The 17,270-nt window shown below is 63.1% G+C and carries 15 protein-coding genes and 1 pseudogene; 11 read left to right on the plus strand and 5 right to left on the minus strand.

From position 1 onward, the window contains the following. The 4 genes and pseudogenes from KH208_RS09190 to KH208_RS09205 all read left to right on the plus strand — a co-directional run. Window positions 1-247 (plus strand): annotated as a pseudogene (locus tag KH208_RS09190) (methyl-accepting chemotaxis protein); the annotation flags it as partial. A 349-nt stretch (window positions 248-596) separates the two neighbouring features. Next, window positions 597-3,164: a preprotein translocase subunit SecA gene (gene secA / locus KH208_RS09195; RefSeq protein ID WP_291435676.1), complete on the plus strand. Its 2,568-nt coding sequence runs from the start codon at window positions 597-599 to the stop codon at window positions 3,162-3,164. Window positions 3,165-3,333: 169 nt separating this feature from the next. Continuing rightward, window positions 3,334-3,546 (plus strand): hypothetical protein, encoded by a 213-nt coding sequence (locus KH208_RS09200; RefSeq protein WP_062253072.1) that lies wholly within the window; start codon window positions 3,334-3,336, stop codon window positions 3,544-3,546. Then, window positions 3,479-4,117 carry a Fic family protein gene (locus KH208_RS09205; RefSeq protein ID WP_291435680.1) on the plus strand — a complete coding sequence of 213 codons (639 nt, stop codon included), beginning with the start codon at window positions 3,479-3,481 and terminating at the stop codon, window positions 4,115-4,117. Before KH208_RS09200 ends, KH208_RS09205 begins: the two co-directional genes overlap by 68 nt. On the opposite strand, the gene eis is transcribed toward KH208_RS09205, so the two are convergent. Next, window positions 4,108-5,325 (minus strand): GNAT family N-acetyltransferase, encoded by a 1,218-nt coding sequence (gene eis / locus KH208_RS09210; RefSeq protein ID WP_009301939.1) that lies wholly within the window; start codon window positions 5,323-5,325, stop codon window positions 4,108-4,110. The genes KH208_RS09205 and eis overlap by 10 nt on opposite strands. Before the next feature lie 54 nt (window positions 5,326-5,379). Further along, window positions 5,380-6,069 carry a DsbA family protein gene (locus KH208_RS09215; RefSeq protein WP_291435681.1) on the minus strand — a complete coding sequence of 230 codons (690 nt, stop codon included), beginning with the start codon at window positions 6,067-6,069 and terminating at the stop codon, window positions 5,380-5,382. A gap of 184 nt (window positions 6,070-6,253) precedes the next feature. On the opposite strand from KH208_RS09215, the gene KH208_RS09220 reads away from it, so the two are divergent. Continuing rightward, entirely contained in the window at window positions 6,254-9,016 is a 2,763-nt protein-coding gene (locus KH208_RS09220) for an amidohydrolase family protein (protein ID WP_291435683.1), read from the plus strand. Window positions 9,017-9,256: 240 nt separating this feature from the next. On the opposite strand, the gene KH208_RS09225 is transcribed toward KH208_RS09220, so the two are convergent. Together KH208_RS09225 and KH208_RS09230 are read right to left on the minus strand one after the other, a co-directional pair. Further along, on the minus strand, window positions 9,257-10,369 hold the full coding sequence (locus KH208_RS09225; protein WP_291435685.1) for a glycoside hydrolase family 3 N-terminal domain-containing protein: 1,113 nt from the start codon (window positions 10,367-10,369) through the stop codon (window positions 9,257-9,259). A gap of 59 nt (window positions 10,370-10,428) precedes the next feature. After that, window positions 10,429-11,298, minus strand: coding sequence for a PHP domain-containing protein (locus KH208_RS09230; protein ID WP_291435687.1), 870 nt, complete (start codon window positions 11,296-11,298; stop codon window positions 10,429-10,431). A 402-nt stretch (window positions 11,299-11,700) separates the two neighbouring features. Here KH208_RS09230 and KH208_RS09235 point away from each other — a divergent pair, with 402 nt between their 5' ends. The 4 genes from KH208_RS09235 (at window position 11,701) to acs (ending at window position 15,690) form a co-directional block, all read left to right on the plus strand. Beyond that, a complete protein-coding gene (locus tag KH208_RS09235; protein WP_291435689.1) occupies window positions 11,701-11,952 on the plus strand; it encodes a Trm112 family protein in 252 nt (83 codons plus the stop codon). Beyond that, window positions 11,952-12,512 carry a phosphodiesterase gene (gene yfcE / locus KH208_RS09240; protein ID WP_291435691.1) on the plus strand — a complete coding sequence of 187 codons (561 nt, stop codon included), beginning with the start codon at window positions 11,952-11,954 and terminating at the stop codon, window positions 12,510-12,512. Before KH208_RS09235 ends, yfcE begins: the two co-directional genes overlap by 1 nt. A gap of 68 nt (window positions 12,513-12,580) precedes the next feature. Next, the gene (locus tag KH208_RS09245) at window positions 12,581-13,237 is read left to right on the plus strand and encodes a Maf family nucleotide pyrophosphatase (protein WP_291435711.1); all 657 of its coding nucleotides are present in this window, start codon (window positions 12,581-12,583) and stop codon (window positions 13,235-13,237) included. A 395-nt stretch (window positions 13,238-13,632) separates the two neighbouring features. Then, window positions 13,633-15,690 (plus strand): acetate--CoA ligase, encoded by a 2,058-nt coding sequence (acs, locus tag KH208_RS09250; RefSeq protein WP_291435692.1) that lies wholly within the window; start codon window positions 13,633-13,635, stop codon window positions 15,688-15,690. A 123-nt stretch (window positions 15,691-15,813) separates the two neighbouring features. Here acs and KH208_RS09255 read toward each other — a convergent pair whose 3' ends face one another. Continuing rightward, window positions 15,814-16,287: a hypothetical protein gene (locus KH208_RS09255; RefSeq protein WP_291435695.1), complete on the minus strand. Its 474-nt coding sequence runs from the start codon at window positions 16,285-16,287 to the stop codon at window positions 15,814-15,816. A gap of 237 nt (window positions 16,288-16,524) precedes the next feature. On the opposite strand from KH208_RS09255, the gene KH208_RS09260 reads away from it, so the two are divergent. Further along, window positions 16,525-16,773 carry a FeoA family protein gene (locus KH208_RS09260; protein WP_291435696.1) on the plus strand — a complete coding sequence of 83 codons (249 nt, stop codon included), beginning with the start codon at window positions 16,525-16,527 and terminating at the stop codon, window positions 16,771-16,773. 149 nt (window positions 16,774-16,922) lie between these two features. After that, window positions 16,923-17,192, plus strand: coding sequence for a DUF6110 family protein (locus tag KH208_RS09265; protein WP_291435698.1), 270 nt, complete (start codon window positions 16,923-16,925; stop codon window positions 17,190-17,192). Window positions 17,193-17,270: the final 78 nt, after the last annotated feature.

The raw sequence follows: 17,270 nt of genomic DNA on the forward strand, positions 1-17,270 counted from the left end.
ATCCGGCGCGGCCCTGCAGGAAATCGTGGCCACCGTGGAAGCCACGGCGGACCAGGTCAATGCCATTGCCACGGCCAGCGAGGAGCAGTCCGCCGCCAGCGAGGAGATCAACCAGTCCATCGTCCAGGTCAACGACATGTCCAGACAGACCGCCGAGGCCATGGCCGAAGCGGCCAAAGCCGTGTCCGACCTGGCCGCACAGGCACAGGGGCTGACCAATCTGATCCGGGAATTGAAAGAAGCGTAGCAACAATATCGCGGCCGGGGCGGCGCATCCCCCGGCCGCAACCGGGCGTCGTGGCAGAGCCCGGCTTCCTTCGTTTCAAAACAGTCCGCTGCCGAAAAAGTCGGACTGCGCCGTATTTCCCCTAATACCTCGCCGTAGAAGGCTTGCAGCCGCCCCCCATCCACCGCCGGGCACGGCCCGTGCGGCGGAAATGCCCGAAAGATGCTCCTCCTTGCATTGCCAAGCATAACATAATGACTTATTTTCAGGAGATACCACGGCAGTGTGAGCGCCCTGCCGTCCACTCAAGCCTGACCCGTAATTCGCCGGTGCCGCGAACGGCCCGTCCGTGTGAAGCAGAGGAGCATTCATGTTCGGCTTTCTTTTCAAAAAAATATTCGGCAGCAAGAACGAACGGTATCTGCGCCGCCTCCGCCCCCAGGTGCAGCGTATCAATGCCCTGGAACCCGAAATGCAGCAATTGGACGACGCGGACTTCGCCGCCCGCATCGCCCGGTATAAAGAAGAAGTGCAGGAAGGCGGCAAAAGCCTGGACAGCCTTCTGCCCGAAGTTTTCGCCCTGGTGCGCGAGGCATCGCGCCGTGTGCTGGGCATGCGCCATTACGACGTGCAGCTCGTCGGCGGCATGGTCCTGCACAAGGGCAAGATCGCCGAGATGAAGACCGGCGAAGGCAAAACCCTGGTCGCCACCCTGGCTGTTGTGCTCAATGCGCTGTCCGGCAAGGGCGTGCACGTGGTCACGGTCAACGACTACCTGGCCTCGCGCGACGCGGCCTGGATGGGCAAACTCTACTCCTTCCTGGGCCTGAGCACGGGCGTCATCGTGCACGGCCTGGACGACGACGAGCGTAAAACCGCCTATAACGCGGACATCACCTACGGCACCAACAACGAATTCGGCTTCGACTACCTGCGCGACAATATGAAGTTTTACGCCGAGCAGCTCGTGCAGCGCGGCCACAACTTCGCCATCGTGGACGAAGTGGACTCCATCCTCATCGACGAAGCCCGCACGCCGCTGATCATTTCCGGCGCGTCCGAGGAATCCGTGGGCATGTACCGCACGGTGGACGACATCGTGCGCCAGCTCACGCCCGAGCATTTCACCATTGACGAAAAAGCCCGCACGGCCATGCTCACGGATGCGGGCGTGCTTCGCTGCGAAGAGCTGCTCAAGCTGGACAACCTCTTTGACCCCGCCAATATCACGGCCCAGCACCACGTTCTGCAATCCCTCAAGGCCCACCAGGTCTTCAAGCGCGACGTGGACTACATCGTGCAGGACGATCAGGTGGTCATCGTGGACGAGTTCACCGGCCGCCTCATGGCCGGGCGCCGCTATTCCGACGGCCTGCACCAGGCCCTGGAAGCCAAGGAACATGTAACCGTCGCGGCGGAAAACCAGACCCTGGCCTCGATCACCTTCCAGAACTATTTCCGCCTGTACGACAAACTTTCGGGCATGACCGGCACGGCCGACACCGAAGCCGTGGAATTCCAGCAGATCTACAACCTGGAAGTCATTTCCATCCCGCCCAACAAGCCCATGATCCGCAGGGACCACCCGGACCTGATCTTCCGCAGCCGCAAGGAAAAATTCGACGCCATTGTGGAGGCCATCGCCGAGCTGCACCAGAAGGAACAGCCCGTGCTGGTGGGCACCATCTCCATTGAAACCTCGGAAATGCTCTCCCAGCGCCTGACCAAACTGGGCATCCCGCACAACGTGCTCAACGCCAAACAGCACGAGAAGGAAGCCGAAATCGTGGCCCAGGCCGGTCAGAAGGGCAAGGTGACCATTGCCACCAACATGGCCGGACGCGGCACGGACATCGTGCTGGGCGACGGCGTGGTGGACCTGGGCGGCCTGCACATCCTGGGCACCGAGCGCCATGAAAGCCGCCGCATCGACAACCAGTTGCGCGGCCGTTCGGGCCGCCAGGGCGACCCCGGCTCCTCCCGCTTCTACCTCTCGCTGGAAGACGACCTGATGCGCCTGTTCGGCTCGGACCGGATCAAGGGCCTCATGGAAAAGCTGGGCCTGCGCGACGGCGAAGCCATTGAAAACGCCATGGTCACCCGCGCCGTGGAAGGAGCCCAGAAACGGGTGGAAGCCCACCACTTCGAGATCCGCAAAACCCTGCTGGATTACGACAACGTCATGAACCAGCAGCGCGAGGTCATCTACACCCTGCGCCGCGAATTCATGGTCGAGAGCGATCTGGACCCGGTGCTCAACGAGTTCCTGAGCGACGTGCTGGACGACGCCTACGGTCCGCTGGACAACGCCGCGCCCGACGATCTGGCCGATACGCGCAAGACCATCATGGCCCGCCTGCGCGAAGTCTTCAATCTGGACCGCGTGCTGCCCGAAAACGCCCCCCTGCCCGAGCGGGAAGAGTGCGAAAAGCTGATACGCGGCATTCTGGACGAATTGAAGACCGATGCCGGCGAAAGCTACAAGGACATTCAGCGCTACTTCCTGCTGGAAGAGCTGGACCGCTGCTGGAAAGAACATCTGCGCAACATGGACGCCCTGCGCGACGGCATCGGCCTGCGCGGCTACGGCCAGCGCGACCCCAAGCTGGAGTACAAGCGTGAAGGCTTTGAAATGTTCCAGGAAATGCTCTTCCAAATCCGCGAGAGCGTGTTCCGCGCCCTGACCCGCGTGCGCGTGCAGCGGGTCAGCCCGGAGGAGGAGCAAGCCCGCGCCGAGGCGGAAAAAGAAGCCCTGGCCCGGGAATTCCGCCACCGCGAAGAACCGGCGACCGAGCTGTCCTACTCCGGCGGCGGCGAATCCGAGACCCGGCCCGCCAGGAACAAACCGGCCAAGGCCGCGCCGCGCGTGGGCCGCAACGATCCCTGCCCCTGCGGCAGCGGCAAGAAGTACAAGAAGTGTTGCGGCCAGGACAAGTAGTGCCTACTTTTTTAAAGTAGACACACAAAACCTGTAGGATTTTGCGGCGGCGTAGCCGCCGTGCGTCAGCGAAAAACCACGTTTTTTCGCTGACGATCCTGCGAAAATCGGGAGTATAACTATGCTCGGAATTTTCGCAATCAGACAGGCGACGTAGCGCGGAACAATTATGCAGAAGAATGATACGATCGCGCTGCAAAGGCGAATGCGCATGCTGGCCTTTGCCGTGCATTCACAATTGCTGGAAAGCGAGCCCCTTTCCAAAGCCGAGGCCGCCCGCTTGGAACGTATGGTACGCGACGGGCTGGCCCCGGATGAAGGAATCGCTGTGCTTAAAAAAACTCTGGGCATTGCCGATGCACAGGTATGCGGCCGCGCCTGATCCCTATATCCTGCCGGGAAGCGCCGTCCTTAAAAACATTCCCGGCCTCGACGAGGCGGAGCAATTAGCCGCATTTGAACGTAACGCGGTGGCGTGGCGTTCGCTGTCGATCCCTACCGGGCACTATGATGTCGCACACCTCAAGGCCATTCATAAGCATCTTTTCCAAGACGTTTATAGCTGGGCCGGGGAATTCAGAACCATCCCCATGGCAAAGGGCGCAAGCCGCTTTGCGCAACCGCAGTATATCGAACAGGAAACCCGGAAAATTCTGGGGCGGATCGCGGTAGCCGAGATGCGTACAGCGCCTGTCGACCGTTTCACTGCGGCGCTGGCGGAGATGATCTCGGAGCTCAATGCCGTGCATCCTTTCCGTGAAGGCAATGGTCGTACCATCCGGGCTATTGCGCTGTTGCTGGCCGAGGACTGCGGCCATGCCTTCGACCTGACCGCCGTTACCCCCGCTCTGTGGACTGAAGCGTCAATCCTGGCTTTTCAAGGCAACAATCACGCTCTGGAAGTTCTTCTCCATGATGCGCTCCACCCCCTGCCCGTCCCGGATCAGAAGTAATCCGAAAAATACGGCTTCTCCGGCGGGATCAGGCTCTCCAGAGTGGGCAGCAGATAGTAGTCCATGCGGATGCGGTCATTATTGTACAGATAGGTGGGCCGCTTGTAGCCCATGAGCATGGTGGTCAGCGTCTGGATGTCCATTTCGATGAGCGGAGCCGCGCCGTGGCTGTCCACCTTTTCGCAGAAAGTCTTGCCGTCCTTCCAGGTAACATGGAAGATGCCGTTGTTCCATTCCGCGGCCGGGTCGCTGATCCGGAAATAGAGCTTGAGTTTCTCGTCCTCGAACTGGAAGGAATATTCCTCAAAAAAACGCTGCACATCCACGATACGGGCCATGACGTTGGGTTTGATGGTTTCGTCGATTTCACTGTCCTCGAACTGAAAGGCAATGGATTCGCCGGTGTAGTTGGCTCCCTCCACCTTGGTGATCATGGAAAAGTGCGCGCTGATGTAATTCCAGATGCCGTACTTGGCCTCCTGGGTCAGCCAGATCATTTCCTTGATCTGAAAGACCTCATTCTCAATGTAGTAAATAACGTAGCCCAAGGGCTTTTCCTCGGCGGTGTAATACACGGCGGCCATGATGTCGTCGGATTCCCAGCGCCAGTATTCCTCCCACTCCAGATCGCCCCGGATCAGCGCGCCGTGCTGTTGCAGGGCAAAATACTTGTAGACCCGGCGAATATCCTCATGCTCCACGGGCACGCGCTCAATCTGGCCCGGCACGACATGGTGCTTGGGCAGTTGGGTGTCCCTGATGGAAAAGGTCATCTTGTCCGCCACGATCTCCCAGCCCTGCTTGCGGTAAAAGGGGATGGAGTACGGGCAGAGAAAGGAAATATACTGCTGCTCCCGGCGCATGTGCTCCAGGCTTTTCTTGATCAGGGAATGCACCAGGCCACGGCCCGTATACTCCGGGTAGGTGGCCACGCCGGTGACGCCGCCCATCTTGCAGATCCGGTCCCGGATGTTGACTTCCATGGAATAGACCACGATCTGCGAAGCCAGATGTCCCTTGTAGAACCAGCCCAGCACGTAGGAGGCGTCGAAAATCGGCTTTTTGGACTGCTTCATCTCCTTGTCCGACCAGCCGATCCGCGACATTTCATAAGAACTGACCTGAAAAGCATAGCGCAGCAGGGCTTCAAATTCCTCGAAGTCGTCGGCATCCAGTTTTTTGAATTCAAACTGCTCGTTGTTTTTCATCCGGATGTACTCCTTGCGCCTTGCCGCCATGCCGGGCAACCCGCGCGCGTCCCGTTATGCGTCACAGGCTCCGTCCAGGGAGCAGGCCCCGCCCGCAACGAAACTGTCGCTGTTGCCGCTCAGCGCCGCCGCCAGCCGGGCGGACACCGAGGCGTAGGAGGCATAGCCCCGAGCCAGCAGGCGGCGCTCGTCGCCTTTCACCAGATAGAGCGTGGGATAGAGCTTGAACTCGCCCATCAGGGCCGCGACTTCGCGCCTTTCTTTTCCGGCTTCTTCCCGCACGGCGGGATCGGCCAGGGCGCGCTCCAATCGGATGGGGTCCACCTGCCAGCGGGTCGCCATTTCCTCGCGCACCTCGGCGGAAAACACGTCCCGGCCCGCGCCGTAGAGGATCTGCTGCAAGATCTCTATCTGGGCCAGCTCATGCCCCGGCGCAAGCCGCTTCAGGGCCGCCAGCAGCACTGCCATGTCCGGCGAATACATGCGCAAGGGCCGTTCCGCGTCCAGGGTCGCCAGAAAACCGTCCACCGGCCGAGCGGTGGTTTTCGCCAGGCGGATGAAAAAATCCCGAATGTTCGGAGAATGGGCTTTCATTTCCGCCAGAGTCGTGGGCTCGTCCATCAGATCGCCGCCGAGCACCCGCACCGGCAGTTCAGGATGCTCGGCGGCAAGGCGCTGCATGACGGGCGCGAAGCCGTAGCACCACGGGCAGAACACATCGGAAAGATATAAAAAATGAGACATGAGATTGCGCTCCTCTTCTCGCTGTTGTTCACGATAGGGCCGGAAAAACCCATCGTCAACAGGCGCGGCACGGCATGCTTGACAAGCCGGTGCGGGGATGCAAGGTGTTGCATAGAGGTATCCAGGGACAAGGGAAATACGGCATCCCGGAAAACGCCGGATCACACCGCAAAGGGGAGCGACGATGCGCGAACACGGCCTTATCCGTCTGTACAAAAGGCTCGCCACGCCAATCCTGGCACTGGTCATGCTGCTGGGCGCGGGCTGGGGCGCGCGGCCTCTGGCCGCCGCCACGGTGGACACGCTCTACCACAACGGCAAAATCTACACTCTCACCGAGAGCATGCGCGAAGCCAAAGATCCGCGCAAAGCCAACACAGTGGAAGTCGTCGCCACCAGGGACGGCAAAATAATCTTCGCCGGGTCCGCTGCCGCGGCGCGGCATCAGGGTCTCTTCGCCAACGCGGCCCGCATTGTGGACCTGCACGGCAAAACCATGCTGCCCGGCCTTATCGACGGGCACGGGCACTTCCCGCTTCAGGGCGGCTATGATCTCTTTCAGGTCAATCTGAACAGCTTCCCCCTGGGCGAAATGCGCTCCATTGAGGACTATAAGAAAGCCCTGGCCCGGCGCTGCCAAAGCGCGGGCAAGGACGCCTGGGTGCTGGGCTGGGGTTACGACGACACCCTGGTCACGGAAATGCGCCATCCCACCAGGGCCGATCTGGACGCGGCCTGCCCGCGCAATCCCGTCTTTGTGCGGCATGTCTCCGGGCATATGGCGGTGGTCAACTCCGCCGCTCTGGCCAAAGCCTCCAGGGACGAACTCAAGACCGTGGGCGTGGACGCGCAGAGCGGCAAGCTCACCGAGCCCCGCGCCATGCAGGTGGTCAGCCGCCACTTCCCGCCCGCCGGGCCCGAGGCGGCCCAGCGCGGCCTGGCCCGCGCCAATGAGATTTACGCGGCTGCGGGCGTGACCACGGCGGATTGCTCCAACATCCGCATGCTCACGGAACTGCCCAAGATGCAGAACGGCATTCTGCGCGGCAATCTGGACCTGCGCGTGGTACTGCATCCTCTGGGCTATTATCCCACCACCCCGGCTTCGGGCAAAACCGTGGACAGCGCGGGCTGGATCAACCGCGCGGCCCTGGGCTGGACCAGCGCCGGGCTCTCGCTGGCCGGGGCCGAAACAGCGGCCATGACCGAAAACAACGTCCCCTTTGCCGACGGGCGCAAGGCCGTGCCCAGCGGCAGCGACATCACCCGGCTGTCCATGCCCGCCTACACGGCGGACAAGAACGCCGGCGGCGCGCCCGTTGCGGCGGCCAAAGGCACTGTCGCGCCGCCCGCAGGGCTGTCGGCGGACAACCGGCTCTTCCTCGGCGCCTGGAAGTTCACCTTTGACGGCTCGCCCCAGGGCTATACCGCCTGGATGAAAAAGCCCGGCTTCTACCGCTGGGGCAAATACACGGCGGCGGACAGCTTCAATCAGGCCGGTTTCTTCAACGGAGCCGTGGGCACGGACAACATGCCCACGGCGGCTCTGGAAACGCTGATCGCCATGTATCACGGCAACGGCCAGAGCACCCAGACGCACACCAACGGCAGCGCCGCCGCCGAGCACTGGGTGACGGCCCTAGAAAAAGCCGTGGTCCGGCATCCCCGGGTCAGGGATACCCGCGACACGTCCATCCACGCCCAGACCATGGAGTTGCAGCACATCCAGCGTCTGACCGGCAACTATCAGGATCTGCCGGGCACGGGCTCCATGTACACCGAGCTGACCGGCGCGTTCAAGGACGGCAGGCTCTCCCCGGCGGAAGTGGGAGCCGGGGACATCGGGCAGTTGAGCCGCCTGATGCGCGACCAGCATTTCTTCAATTCTTATTTTGTGACCCATACCTATTTCTGGGGCGACCGCCACAACCAGATATTCTTCGGGCCGGGCCGCGCCCGGAACATGAGCCCCGTGGGCTGGAGCGCGGCCTACAATCAGCCGTTCAGCTTCCACAACGACACCTACATCACGCCCATTTCGCCGCTGCGCAGCCTGCAATCGGCGGTCACGCGCACCAGCGCCCATTCCGCCGTTTACGAGGGCGGCACCCTGCTCAGCGGCCAGGGGCACGATCTTGGAGCCAAGGCGCTCTTCCCGCCGCGCGATCCCGAGGAAACCGGCGACAAGACCACCTTGGCCTTCTGGAACTATGACCACCGGATCAACGCCCTGCAGGCTCTGCACGCGGTCACCCTCATGCCTGCCTGGCAGAACAAGCTCAGCGACCGGATCGGCTCCATCGCTCCCGGCAAGCTGGCGGACTTCACCATTCTGGCCGAAGACCCGCTGGCCGTGGCCGCCGCCCGGCCGCAGTGCCTGGCGGAGATGCGGGTGATGACGACCATCGTGGGCGACACGCCGGTCTACGGCTTCGCGCCCGGCTCCGGAACGCTGGCCGACGCGCCCCGGGGTTCCTATATCCAGCCCACGGAAAGCGTGGTGGCTCTGGTGACCGAGACCAGCCCCATGACGCCCGCCGGGGGCCGCGATGACGCGCGGGACAAAACGCTGGGCGCGCATGCCTTCAAGGCGGACGTGCGCAACGGCGAGCTGGCCGCATTTCAGATGCGTTTTCTGGGCAACGGCGGGCCGGTCCGGGACATGACCCTGCTGGACGGCGGAAGCGGGGCGTCGGGCACGCGCCCCCTGCATTACAGTCCCGAGGCAGCCATGGCCGACGGCAACTGGTGGATCGCGGCCCTGGACGCGCCCATGCTGCCGCTCAAGGCCGACGACGCCCTGACCGAGGACAAGATGTACGCCGCCTTCTTCGTGCTCAAGGATAACGGCCCGCGCGACAAGGACGCGGCCAGTGGCCGCCTGGCGGGCCAGGTGGTTCTGCTCACGGACGGCCCTCTGCCGGGCAACAGCGGAACAACAAAATAAGTCTTGGGGTCTGCGGATTTTTAGAGGGTGCCGTCATGAGATGAATTTTCGTGTTATCTCAAGGAGAACGAGCCTGTTAGCGCTGCTGTCTTTGCGGCAGCCGCTGGCCGAAGGCCTTGCCTTAGCCGTAGGCGACAAAGGAGCCGTACGGATAAGGACAGCAGAGCCATAGTACTCGACCGGAATAAAAGACGATGTTCGACGCGGAGAGAACTGAAAAGGCACTCGTGACGTCCCCCTCTAACGCGCATAGGCCGCATGCAGGGCGGCAATACGCTCCCAGGAAGCCCGGATGCGCTCGGGCGTGATCTTGCCGCTGTCCACCAGACGGCGCAGGGCCGCGTGGGCTTTTTCCGGCAGATCGGGGTCCCATTGCAGATTGTTGCCGAAGACCAGGATGTCCACTCCGGCCCGCACGGCCAGCAGAATGGCCTGCTCCAGGCCGTAATGGTCGGCAATGGCCTTCATCTGCATATCATCGCTGATGACCACGCCCTGCCAGCCCAGGCCCTGGCGCAGCAGACCGGTGACCACCATTGCGGACAGCGTGGCCGGATGCTCGGGGTCAAGCCCGGCGTGGAACAGATGCCCTACCATGACCATGCCCGGCCAGCCCTGGCGGAAGGCCTCCGCATAGGGCAGCAGATCGCTGCCGCCGTCCCAGCAACGGCTGATGTCGGTGAGGCCCAGATGCGAATCGCGCAGCGCGCCGCCCTGGCCGGGAAAATGCTTGAGTACGGGAATGACCCCGGCCCGGGCCAGCCCCTGTCCGAAGGCCAGGGCGTGTTGGGCGGCCAGCCGGGGATTCGGGCTGAAACTGCGCCCCAGCCTGCCGATGGCCGGATTGTCCGGATTGCTGTCCACGTCCGCCACGGGCGCGAGGTTCACGGAAATGCCCAGCGAAGCCAGCTCCGCGCCCAGACGCCCGGCCAGAACTCCGGTGGCCGCCGGGCTGCCCTGCCCCATCCGCCGGGCAGAGGGCAGATCCATGAAACCCTGCTGCGGCTTGAGCCGCCGGACGCGCCCGCCCTCCTGATCCACGGCGATGAACATGGGACCGGGCGCGGCGGCGCGCAGCACGGCCGTCAGACGACGGAGCTGCTCCGGGGAGCGGATGTTGCGCTCGCCTCCGCCGGGCAGATCGCGGTCAAAAAGCAGCACATGCCCCACTTTCCCGGAGCGCACCGCCGCCAGAAAGGGATCGTCCGGCGTGAGTTCCGCGCCGCGAAAGCCCAGCATCAGCATGGAACCGAGCATGCGGTCAAGAGAGGGGAAATCGGCAGGGGGAGATGAAGCGGCCGGGGCCGCTTGTGCCGGTGCGTCCGCGTGGGCCGTGAAAACGAATATCAGCACACAGCAGAGCAGAACAGACAGGCAGCGACAGTGAATGCGTCGCCGCGAAATATCGGCTGCTAGCACGGCAGCCCTTGCGCCCGGCGTTGCGCCTCCAGCTTTTCCAGCACATCCAGAGGCACCCGCAGGCCGCCCCGGCCCACGCCCAGGCGGATGCCGGGCTTGTTGCCGCCGTGGTAGTCCGAACCGCCGCTGAGGCCCAGGCCGAAACGCCGGGCCCATTCCACGCATTGACGCGTGTCCGCGTCCGAGTGCTCGCTGTGCCAGGCTTCAATGGCCGTAAGCCCGCAGCCGGACAGATGTTCCACAAAGCCTTCCAGCCAGGGCAGGGGATATCTCTGCAAGAGGGGATGGGCCAGACTCACCGTGGCCCCCAGACCGGCCAGCAGGCGCACGGCCGCTTCGGGCTCCAGCACTTCCTTGGGCAGATAGGCCTTGCCGTAAAAGCCGAGATATTCCCGGAAGGCCTCGCCCACATCGCGCACATAGCCCTTGGATACCAGCACCGCCGCGATGTGCGGCCGTCCCACGCTCTCCTTGGCGATGGCGCGCACCTCTTCCAAGGTGACGTCCAGCCCCAGGGCGCGCAACTTCTCCACAATAGCCCGGTTACGCTCACAGCGCTTGCGACGCAGGTAGCCGAGCTGATCCTGAAGAGGGGCGGCGTCACGCGGCAGCCAGAGCCCCAGGATGTGTACCTCGCCGTGCTCGGTATGGGTGGAAAGTTCACAGCCCCGGATCACCTTGATGCCCAGGTCACGTCCGGCTTCCTCGGCCTCGTCCAGGCCGGAGACGGTGTCATGGTCGGTAACGGCCACAGCGGCCAGACCAGCGGCATGGGCCTTTTGCACCAGGGCTGAAGGGCTGTCCGTGCCGTCCGAAGCCAGCGTATGGGTATGCAGGTCGATCAGTTTCATGCGGGAATTCATCTCTTCTCTTCAAGGTAAGCCAGTGCCTGAAAAATGCAAGCGCGGCCGGACCTCCGGCCAGGGCAATCAAATGAACGCCTCACTCATCGATATTCATTTGCTTCCATAAGTGAGTCTTCCTTCCTCATTCCCGCGAACGCAGCCGACACAGTCGGCAAATGAGCGGGGAGCTGGTGTTGCGGGAATTTTACAAAATTGGTGATTTTTTCGTGCAGGCAAGGCAGCGGCGCGCACGGAAAAGGCGGATTTTGTAAAATAACCGCAACGCTACAGAAAAGCTGACGTAAGAGTATCTTTCTTTTTCGCTCTATTTATTCGATTACCCTGGACCTCCGGCCGCCCCTTGAAGCCTGGGGCGCATCAAGGTATGCTGCGCCCCGTTCTTATCAAAAGGAAAATGACATGCCCATGAATACCGAAGAATTATTGCGTATCCTGGCCTGCCCGCGCTGCCTGGGCACATTGGAAGCCCTGACGCGGGACGGGAGGACCGAGGGATTTGCCTGCCAGGCCTGCCGGGTGGTCTATCCGGTGCGCGACGACATCCCGGTCATGCTGGTTGAGGAAGCCGTGCCCCGCGCGCAGTGGGACCAGGGCGCACGGGAAAAATCAGCCGCGGGACATGCCGAAGAGCGGGCCGGAGAGCGCGACTGATGCGTTTGCTTATCGCCTCCGACCTGCACGGCTCGCTGGAAAGCCTGCGCTTTCTGCTGGGCCAAGCCCGCGAACTGCAACCGGATCTGCTGGTGCTCCTGGGGGATCTGGTCTACCACGGCCCGCGCAATCCCCTGCCCGAAAGTTACAACACGCCCACGGTCCTCAAGGAAATGGCCGACCTCAACGCCCTGCCCTGCCCCATCACGGCGGTGCGCGGCAATTGCGACGCCGAGGTGGACCTGGCCCTGCTGCCCTTTCCGGTGACGGAAAATGCCTGGATCAATGCCGACGGCCTGCGCATTTTCGCCAGCCACGGCCACCATCTGCCCGAGCGCCCGCCGCTGCCGGGCATGCCCCAGGACACGGTAATTCTGCGCGGGCACACCCATGTGCCGCGCGGCGAGACCTTGGACGGCCTGCATTTCTGGAATCCCGGTTCCCTTTCCCTGCCCAAGGGCGGTTCGCCGCGCAGTTACGGCCTGTGCGAGGACGGCGCCTTCCGCGTGCTGGACACGCACGGCCGCGAAGTCCTGCGGCATCAGCCGGGCGGAGCGTAAAGCCCGTGTCCGCCGCCCAGCCCTCCGCGTCCGCGCCGGAAACCGGTTTTCTTCCCCAATTTGCTCCCTTGTTCCGTCTTGCGCCGGATGTGGAGCTGGTCCTGGCCTCGGCCTCACCCCGGCGGCGGCAGTTTCTGGCGGAATGGGGCCTGCCCTTTGCCGCGGCCCGGCCGCGGGGCGTGGAACCGCGCCCCCAAGCCGGAGAAAATCCCGCGTCCTATACCCGCCGCGCCGCGCAGGCCAAAGCCCTGGCCGTGGAAAGCGCCCTTTCCCCGACTGCCCGCGCCCGCAGCCTGATTCTGGCGGCGGACACAGTGGTGGCCGTGGACGACGGCATTCTGGGCAAGCCGCGCGACAGCTCCCATGCCCTGGACATGCTCACGCGTCTCGCGGGCCGGGGGCATGAGGTCATCAGCGCCGTCTGCCTCCTGCTGCCCCACGGGTGGCCCGGCCGCCCCTGCGAACTGTTCAGCGACGTGAGCCGGGTTTTCTTCCACGCCTGGCCCGAATCCGTGCTGGCCGCCTATGCCCGCACCCATGAGCCGGACGACAAGGCCGGGGCCTACGCCATTCAAGGCCAGGGGGCATTTCTGGTGGAGCGGGTGGAAGGCTCGTGGAGCACGGTGGTGGGCCTGCCCGTGACGCCCTTGGTCCAGATCCTGCTGGAGCGGGGCCTGATGTCTCCGGCGGACGCCAATCCGCCTCCTACAGCATTTTGCGTTTGAAATGTTACATATTCCAAACCTGAATTGCTCTGATCAGCTTTCCCGCTGAATACGCGGGACCAACCTTTCAACAGAGACGGGATGTGGACGGGACAAAGCCCATGTCGCATCTCTCTGCAGCCATGCGGAGCTTTTGCCGGAGTTCCCGGCGCATCCGGTAAAAAAATTTTTCAGCGTTTTGTGAAAAAATTCCCTATACTCCACCGCCTCCGACCAACTGTTTCTCTATGAAAAACAACGCTTGCGCCTCACGCTTGTGCCATTTTGCACAACTATGACTGAAAGAACAAACAATTACGGGTGCTTGACGCGCAAAGAGAATCCCTTTACGCCAGTAACATGGCTGGTGTGCCAACTTTTTTCATAACGTCCACACTAGGAGGGAGGGCGCGACCATGTCCCAGGAACGCATTACCACATTGTTGACCGAGAAGCGCAGCTATCTGCCGCCGGAACACGGCAAATCCTCAGCCTGGATCTGTGGCCAGGAAGAGTACGACGCCCTGTGCCGCCGCGCACTGGAAGACCCCAGCGACTTCTGGGGGGCTCGCGCCTCTCAGTTGATACATTGGTTCAAGCGCTGGGACAAAGTTCTGGATGCCGACGAGCAACGGCATAAGTACAGATGGTTTACCGGCGCAAAACTCAACGCCTCCTTCAACTGCATCGACCGCCATCTGATTTCCGGCCGCCGCAACAAGGCCGCCCTGATCTGGCAGGGCGAAGATGAAATGGACGTGCGCTGCTACACCTATCAGATGCTGTACACCGAAGTCTGCCGCATGGCCCACGCCCTGAGCTCCCTGCATATCCGCAAGGGCGACCACGTGGCCCTGTACATGCCCATGATTCCGGAACTGGTCATCGCCATGCTGGCCTGCGCGCGCATCGGGGCCATTCACACGGCCATTTTCTCCGGGTACGCCGAGGGCGGCGTGCGCAGCCGCATCCAGGGCTCCAAGGCCAGGGTGGTGATCACCGCCGACGCCACCGTGCGCGCGGGCAAGTTCAAGCCGCTCAAGGCCAACCTGGACCCCATTCTGGAAAAATGCCCCTCCGTGGCCCATGTGGTGGTCGTGCGGCGCGCCGGGTTGGACAACGTCACCATGCAGCCCAACCGCGACATCTGGTGGCACGACCTTATCGACGACTTCACCCTCAATGCCGACTATCCCTGCGAGCCCATGGACGCCAACGACACGCTCTTTCTGCTGCACACCAGCGGCAGCACGGGCAAGCCCACGGGCATCATGCATTCCACGGGCGGCTATCTGACCTACGCGGCCCACACCACCCAGTGGTGCTTCGACATGCGCGACGACGACGTCTACTGGTGCACCGCCGACATGGGCTGGATCACCGGCCATACCTACGGTGTCTACGGCCCCCTGGCCCTGGGAGCCACCACCATGATGTTCGAGGGCGTGCCCACCTGGCCCAAGCCCGACCGCTACTGGCGCATTGTGGAAAACTTCCGGGTCAACATCCTGTACACCGCGCCTACCGTGATCCGCTCCCTGATGCGCCTGGGCGAAGCCTGGGCCGAGCGCTATGACCTGCGCAGCCTGCGCATTCTGGGGTCAGTGGGCGAACCCATCAACCCCGAAGCCTGGCAGTGGTACCACAAGCACATCGGCGCGGGCGAACTGCCCATTGTGGATACCTGGTGGCAGACCGAAACCGGCGGAGCCATGATCAGCCCCATGCCCTACGCCACCAAGCTCAAGCCCGGCTCGGCGAGCAAGCCCCTGCCCGGCATCGACGCCGCCGTCATGGGCAGCGCGGGCCGCGACGGCGAGGAAACCACCGGCGCGGGCCATCTGGTGATCCGCAAACCCTGGCCCGGCATGATGCTCGGCGTATTCAACGATGAGGAAAAATACCAGTCCTACTTCTCGCGCTTCGGCTGCTACGAGTCCGGCGACGGCGCGCAGGTGGACGCGGACGGTTATTTCTGGATTCTGGGCCGTATTGACGACTCCATCAACGTCTCCGGCCACCGTCTGTCCACGGCGGAAATTGAAGCCGTGCTGGCCGCCTGCCCCGAAGTGGGCGAAGCGGCCGTGGTGCCCATGCCCCACCGGCTCAAGGGCGAGGCCATCTACGCCTATGTGCTCACCCGCGACGAAGTGCCCTGGAGCGAGGAGTTGCGCAAGAAACTGCGCGACACCGTGCGACGCGACATCGGCGCGCTGGCCAGCCCCGAATACATCCAGTTTGTGGAGGCCATGCCCAAGACCACCTCGGGCAAAATCATCCGCCGCATGCTGCGCAAAATCGCCGGCGACACCTATGAGGATATGGGCGACACCACAGCCCTGGCCGATCCCCATGTGCTGGAGGCCATCATCATCGGCCACCAGAATCTCCTCCAGGGCCAGCACGAAACCGCCACTCCGGCCGGGGATGAACCGGTTCCGGACGCCAAGGAAGCGGCCCCTGCGGGCGCATAACTACCGGTCATAAGCATTGCAAAAGCGGAAAAGGAGGGCCACATGCCGCTCCTTTTCCGCTTTTGCAAATCCGTCGCGGATACGCCTCCGGCGGGCGGCCGCCGTCTCGCGCGGCGCGGAATGCTACAGGGCCTTGCGCCGGGTCCAGACGTGGCGCGCGGCCAGCAGGCCGAAGGCCGTACCGGCCAGCAGATGGGCGCGCCCGTTGCCCGTGAAGCCGAGTACGATGCTCAGGCCGCAGGCGGCCAGCAACGCGCGCAGCTCCAGCTTACGCGGGCTCAGCCCCAAAGAGGCAGATTGTCCCCGCCGCAGCAAACCGGACAACGCGGATGCGCCGGACCGCGCGCTCCGGCAGCGGCAGCCATCCGCCGGGCGGCACAGCTCCGGCAGGGCCGTCTCCAGATCCCGGCAGATGCCGTCCAGATCCGCATCCGGCGTCAAAAGCAGCAGAATGGAGCCTGAACCTGGACGCGCTTCCAGCACGCCGCTTCTGCCGGACAGAGCAGCCAGAGCCCGTTCCTGTCCGGCGGTCCCGGCCAGGAACGGATGGCGCAGCCGCGCCCGGCCTTCCATAGCATGCACAAGGTATGTCGTCATGAATCCCCCTTTGTCGCCCCAGACTCTATTTGAAAATGACTTTCTTTTTTCTTGACCCATAATTAATTTTAGTGCAAGCTTTCTCCCGAGCCGGGATCCATATTCCGGCGCGGCGTCCGTCAAGACCGACCCCCAAACGGCGCGCGGGGTTCTCCGCGCCACGGGGCGCCGCGCCGGACCGGCACTGCCCGGCACCATCACAGTCAACCGGCACAATGCCGACGAGAGGGAACGCGCATGAGTCAGATTGTCAGTCTCCGTCAGATGCACGTGGGCCAACAGGGGAAGATCGCCACAGTGGAGGCGCTGGGCGAAATGAACCGGCGCATTCGCGACATGGGCCTGATTCCCGGCACCACCGTTTCCGTGGTGGGGCGCGCGCCGCTCAAAGATCCGGTGGCCCTGCGCCTTTCCGGGGTGACCATTTCCCTGCGCAACAGCGAGGCGGACTATATCAAGGTCGACGTATCCGGCGCGGCCCGCTAAGTTTTTATCCTGCATCAGTTGGGGCAGTTTTGTCCAATCTCGCCTCCGCCGCGCGGGCTAGCGACGGAGAAGGGGACGTGTTGTCTTCGTTCGGGGAGCATCGCCCGTCGGCGTCCATCGCGCGGGTTGCTAACGTAAAAGGGGGAATTATGAACAGCGGCATCAAATTCGGACTGATTTTTCTGGGCGGCATAGCCCTTGGCGCGCTGGGCGCCGTGGCCTTGAGCAGGGGCAAGCTGAACCTCAAGCCCGTGGCCGCCGACCTGATCAGCCGGGGCATGGACGCGAAGGACGCCCTGATGAGCAAGGTGGAAGCGGTCAAGGAAGACATGGAAGACCTCGCCGCTGAAGCCCGTCAGGCCTCGGAAAAGCGCAAGGCGGCCAAAGAGGCTCAGGAGACCGGGCAGGCCCAGGCATAGGCTCAGCCCTCATTAAAACACCGTCCGCGGTCATTCTATTCCCGGCCTTGCGGCGCCTCCCGCATGCGCCTCAGGGCC

This window comes from Desulfovibrio sp., from assembly GCF_018379785.1.
Lineage (GTDB): Bacteria > Desulfobacterota > Desulfovibrionia > Desulfovibrionales > Desulfovibrionaceae > Desulfovibrio.

Bases quoted from the DNA above. Each gene is read 5' to 3' on its own strand.
- secA (WP_291435676.1), top strand. From the start codon at position 597: ATGTTCGGCTTTCTTTTCAAAAAAATATTCGGCAGCAAGAACGAACGG.
- KH208_RS09200 (WP_062253072.1), top strand. From the start codon at position 3,334: ATGCAGAAGAATGATACGATCGCGCTGCAAAGGCGAATGCGCATGCTG.
- KH208_RS09205 (WP_291435680.1), top strand. From the start codon at position 3,479: ATGAAGGAATCGCTGTGCTTAAAAAAACTCTGGGCATTGCCGATGCAC.
- eis (WP_009301939.1), bottom strand. From the start codon at position 5,325: ATGAAAAACAACGAGCAGTTTGAATTCAAAAAACTGGATGCCGACGAC.
- KH208_RS09215 (WP_291435681.1), bottom strand. From the start codon at position 6,069: ATGTCTCATTTTTTATATCTTTCCGATGTGTTCTGCCCGTGGTGCTAC.
- KH208_RS09220 (WP_291435683.1), top strand. From the start codon at position 6,254: ATGCGCGAACACGGCCTTATCCGTCTGTACAAAAGGCTCGCCACGCCA.
- KH208_RS09230 (WP_291435687.1), bottom strand. From the start codon at position 11,298: ATGAATTCCCGCATGAAACTGATCGACCTGCATACCCATACGCTGGCT.
- KH208_RS09235 (WP_291435689.1), top strand. From the start codon at position 11,701: ATGCCCATGAATACCGAAGAATTATTGCGTATCCTGGCCTGCCCGCGC.
- yfcE (WP_291435691.1), top strand. From the start codon at position 11,952: ATGCGTTTGCTTATCGCCTCCGACCTGCACGGCTCGCTGGAAAGCCTG.
- acs (WP_291435692.1), top strand. From the start codon at position 13,633: ATGTCCCAGGAACGCATTACCACATTGTTGACCGAGAAGCGCAGCTAT.
- KH208_RS09255 (WP_291435695.1), bottom strand. From the start codon at position 16,287: ATGACGACATACCTTGTGCATGCTATGGAAGGCCGGGCGCGGCTGCGC.
- KH208_RS09260 (WP_291435696.1), top strand. From the start codon at position 16,525: ATGAGTCAGATTGTCAGTCTCCGTCAGATGCACGTGGGCCAACAGGGG.
- KH208_RS09265 (WP_291435698.1), top strand. From the start codon at position 16,923: ATGAACAGCGGCATCAAATTCGGACTGATTTTTCTGGGCGGCATAGCC.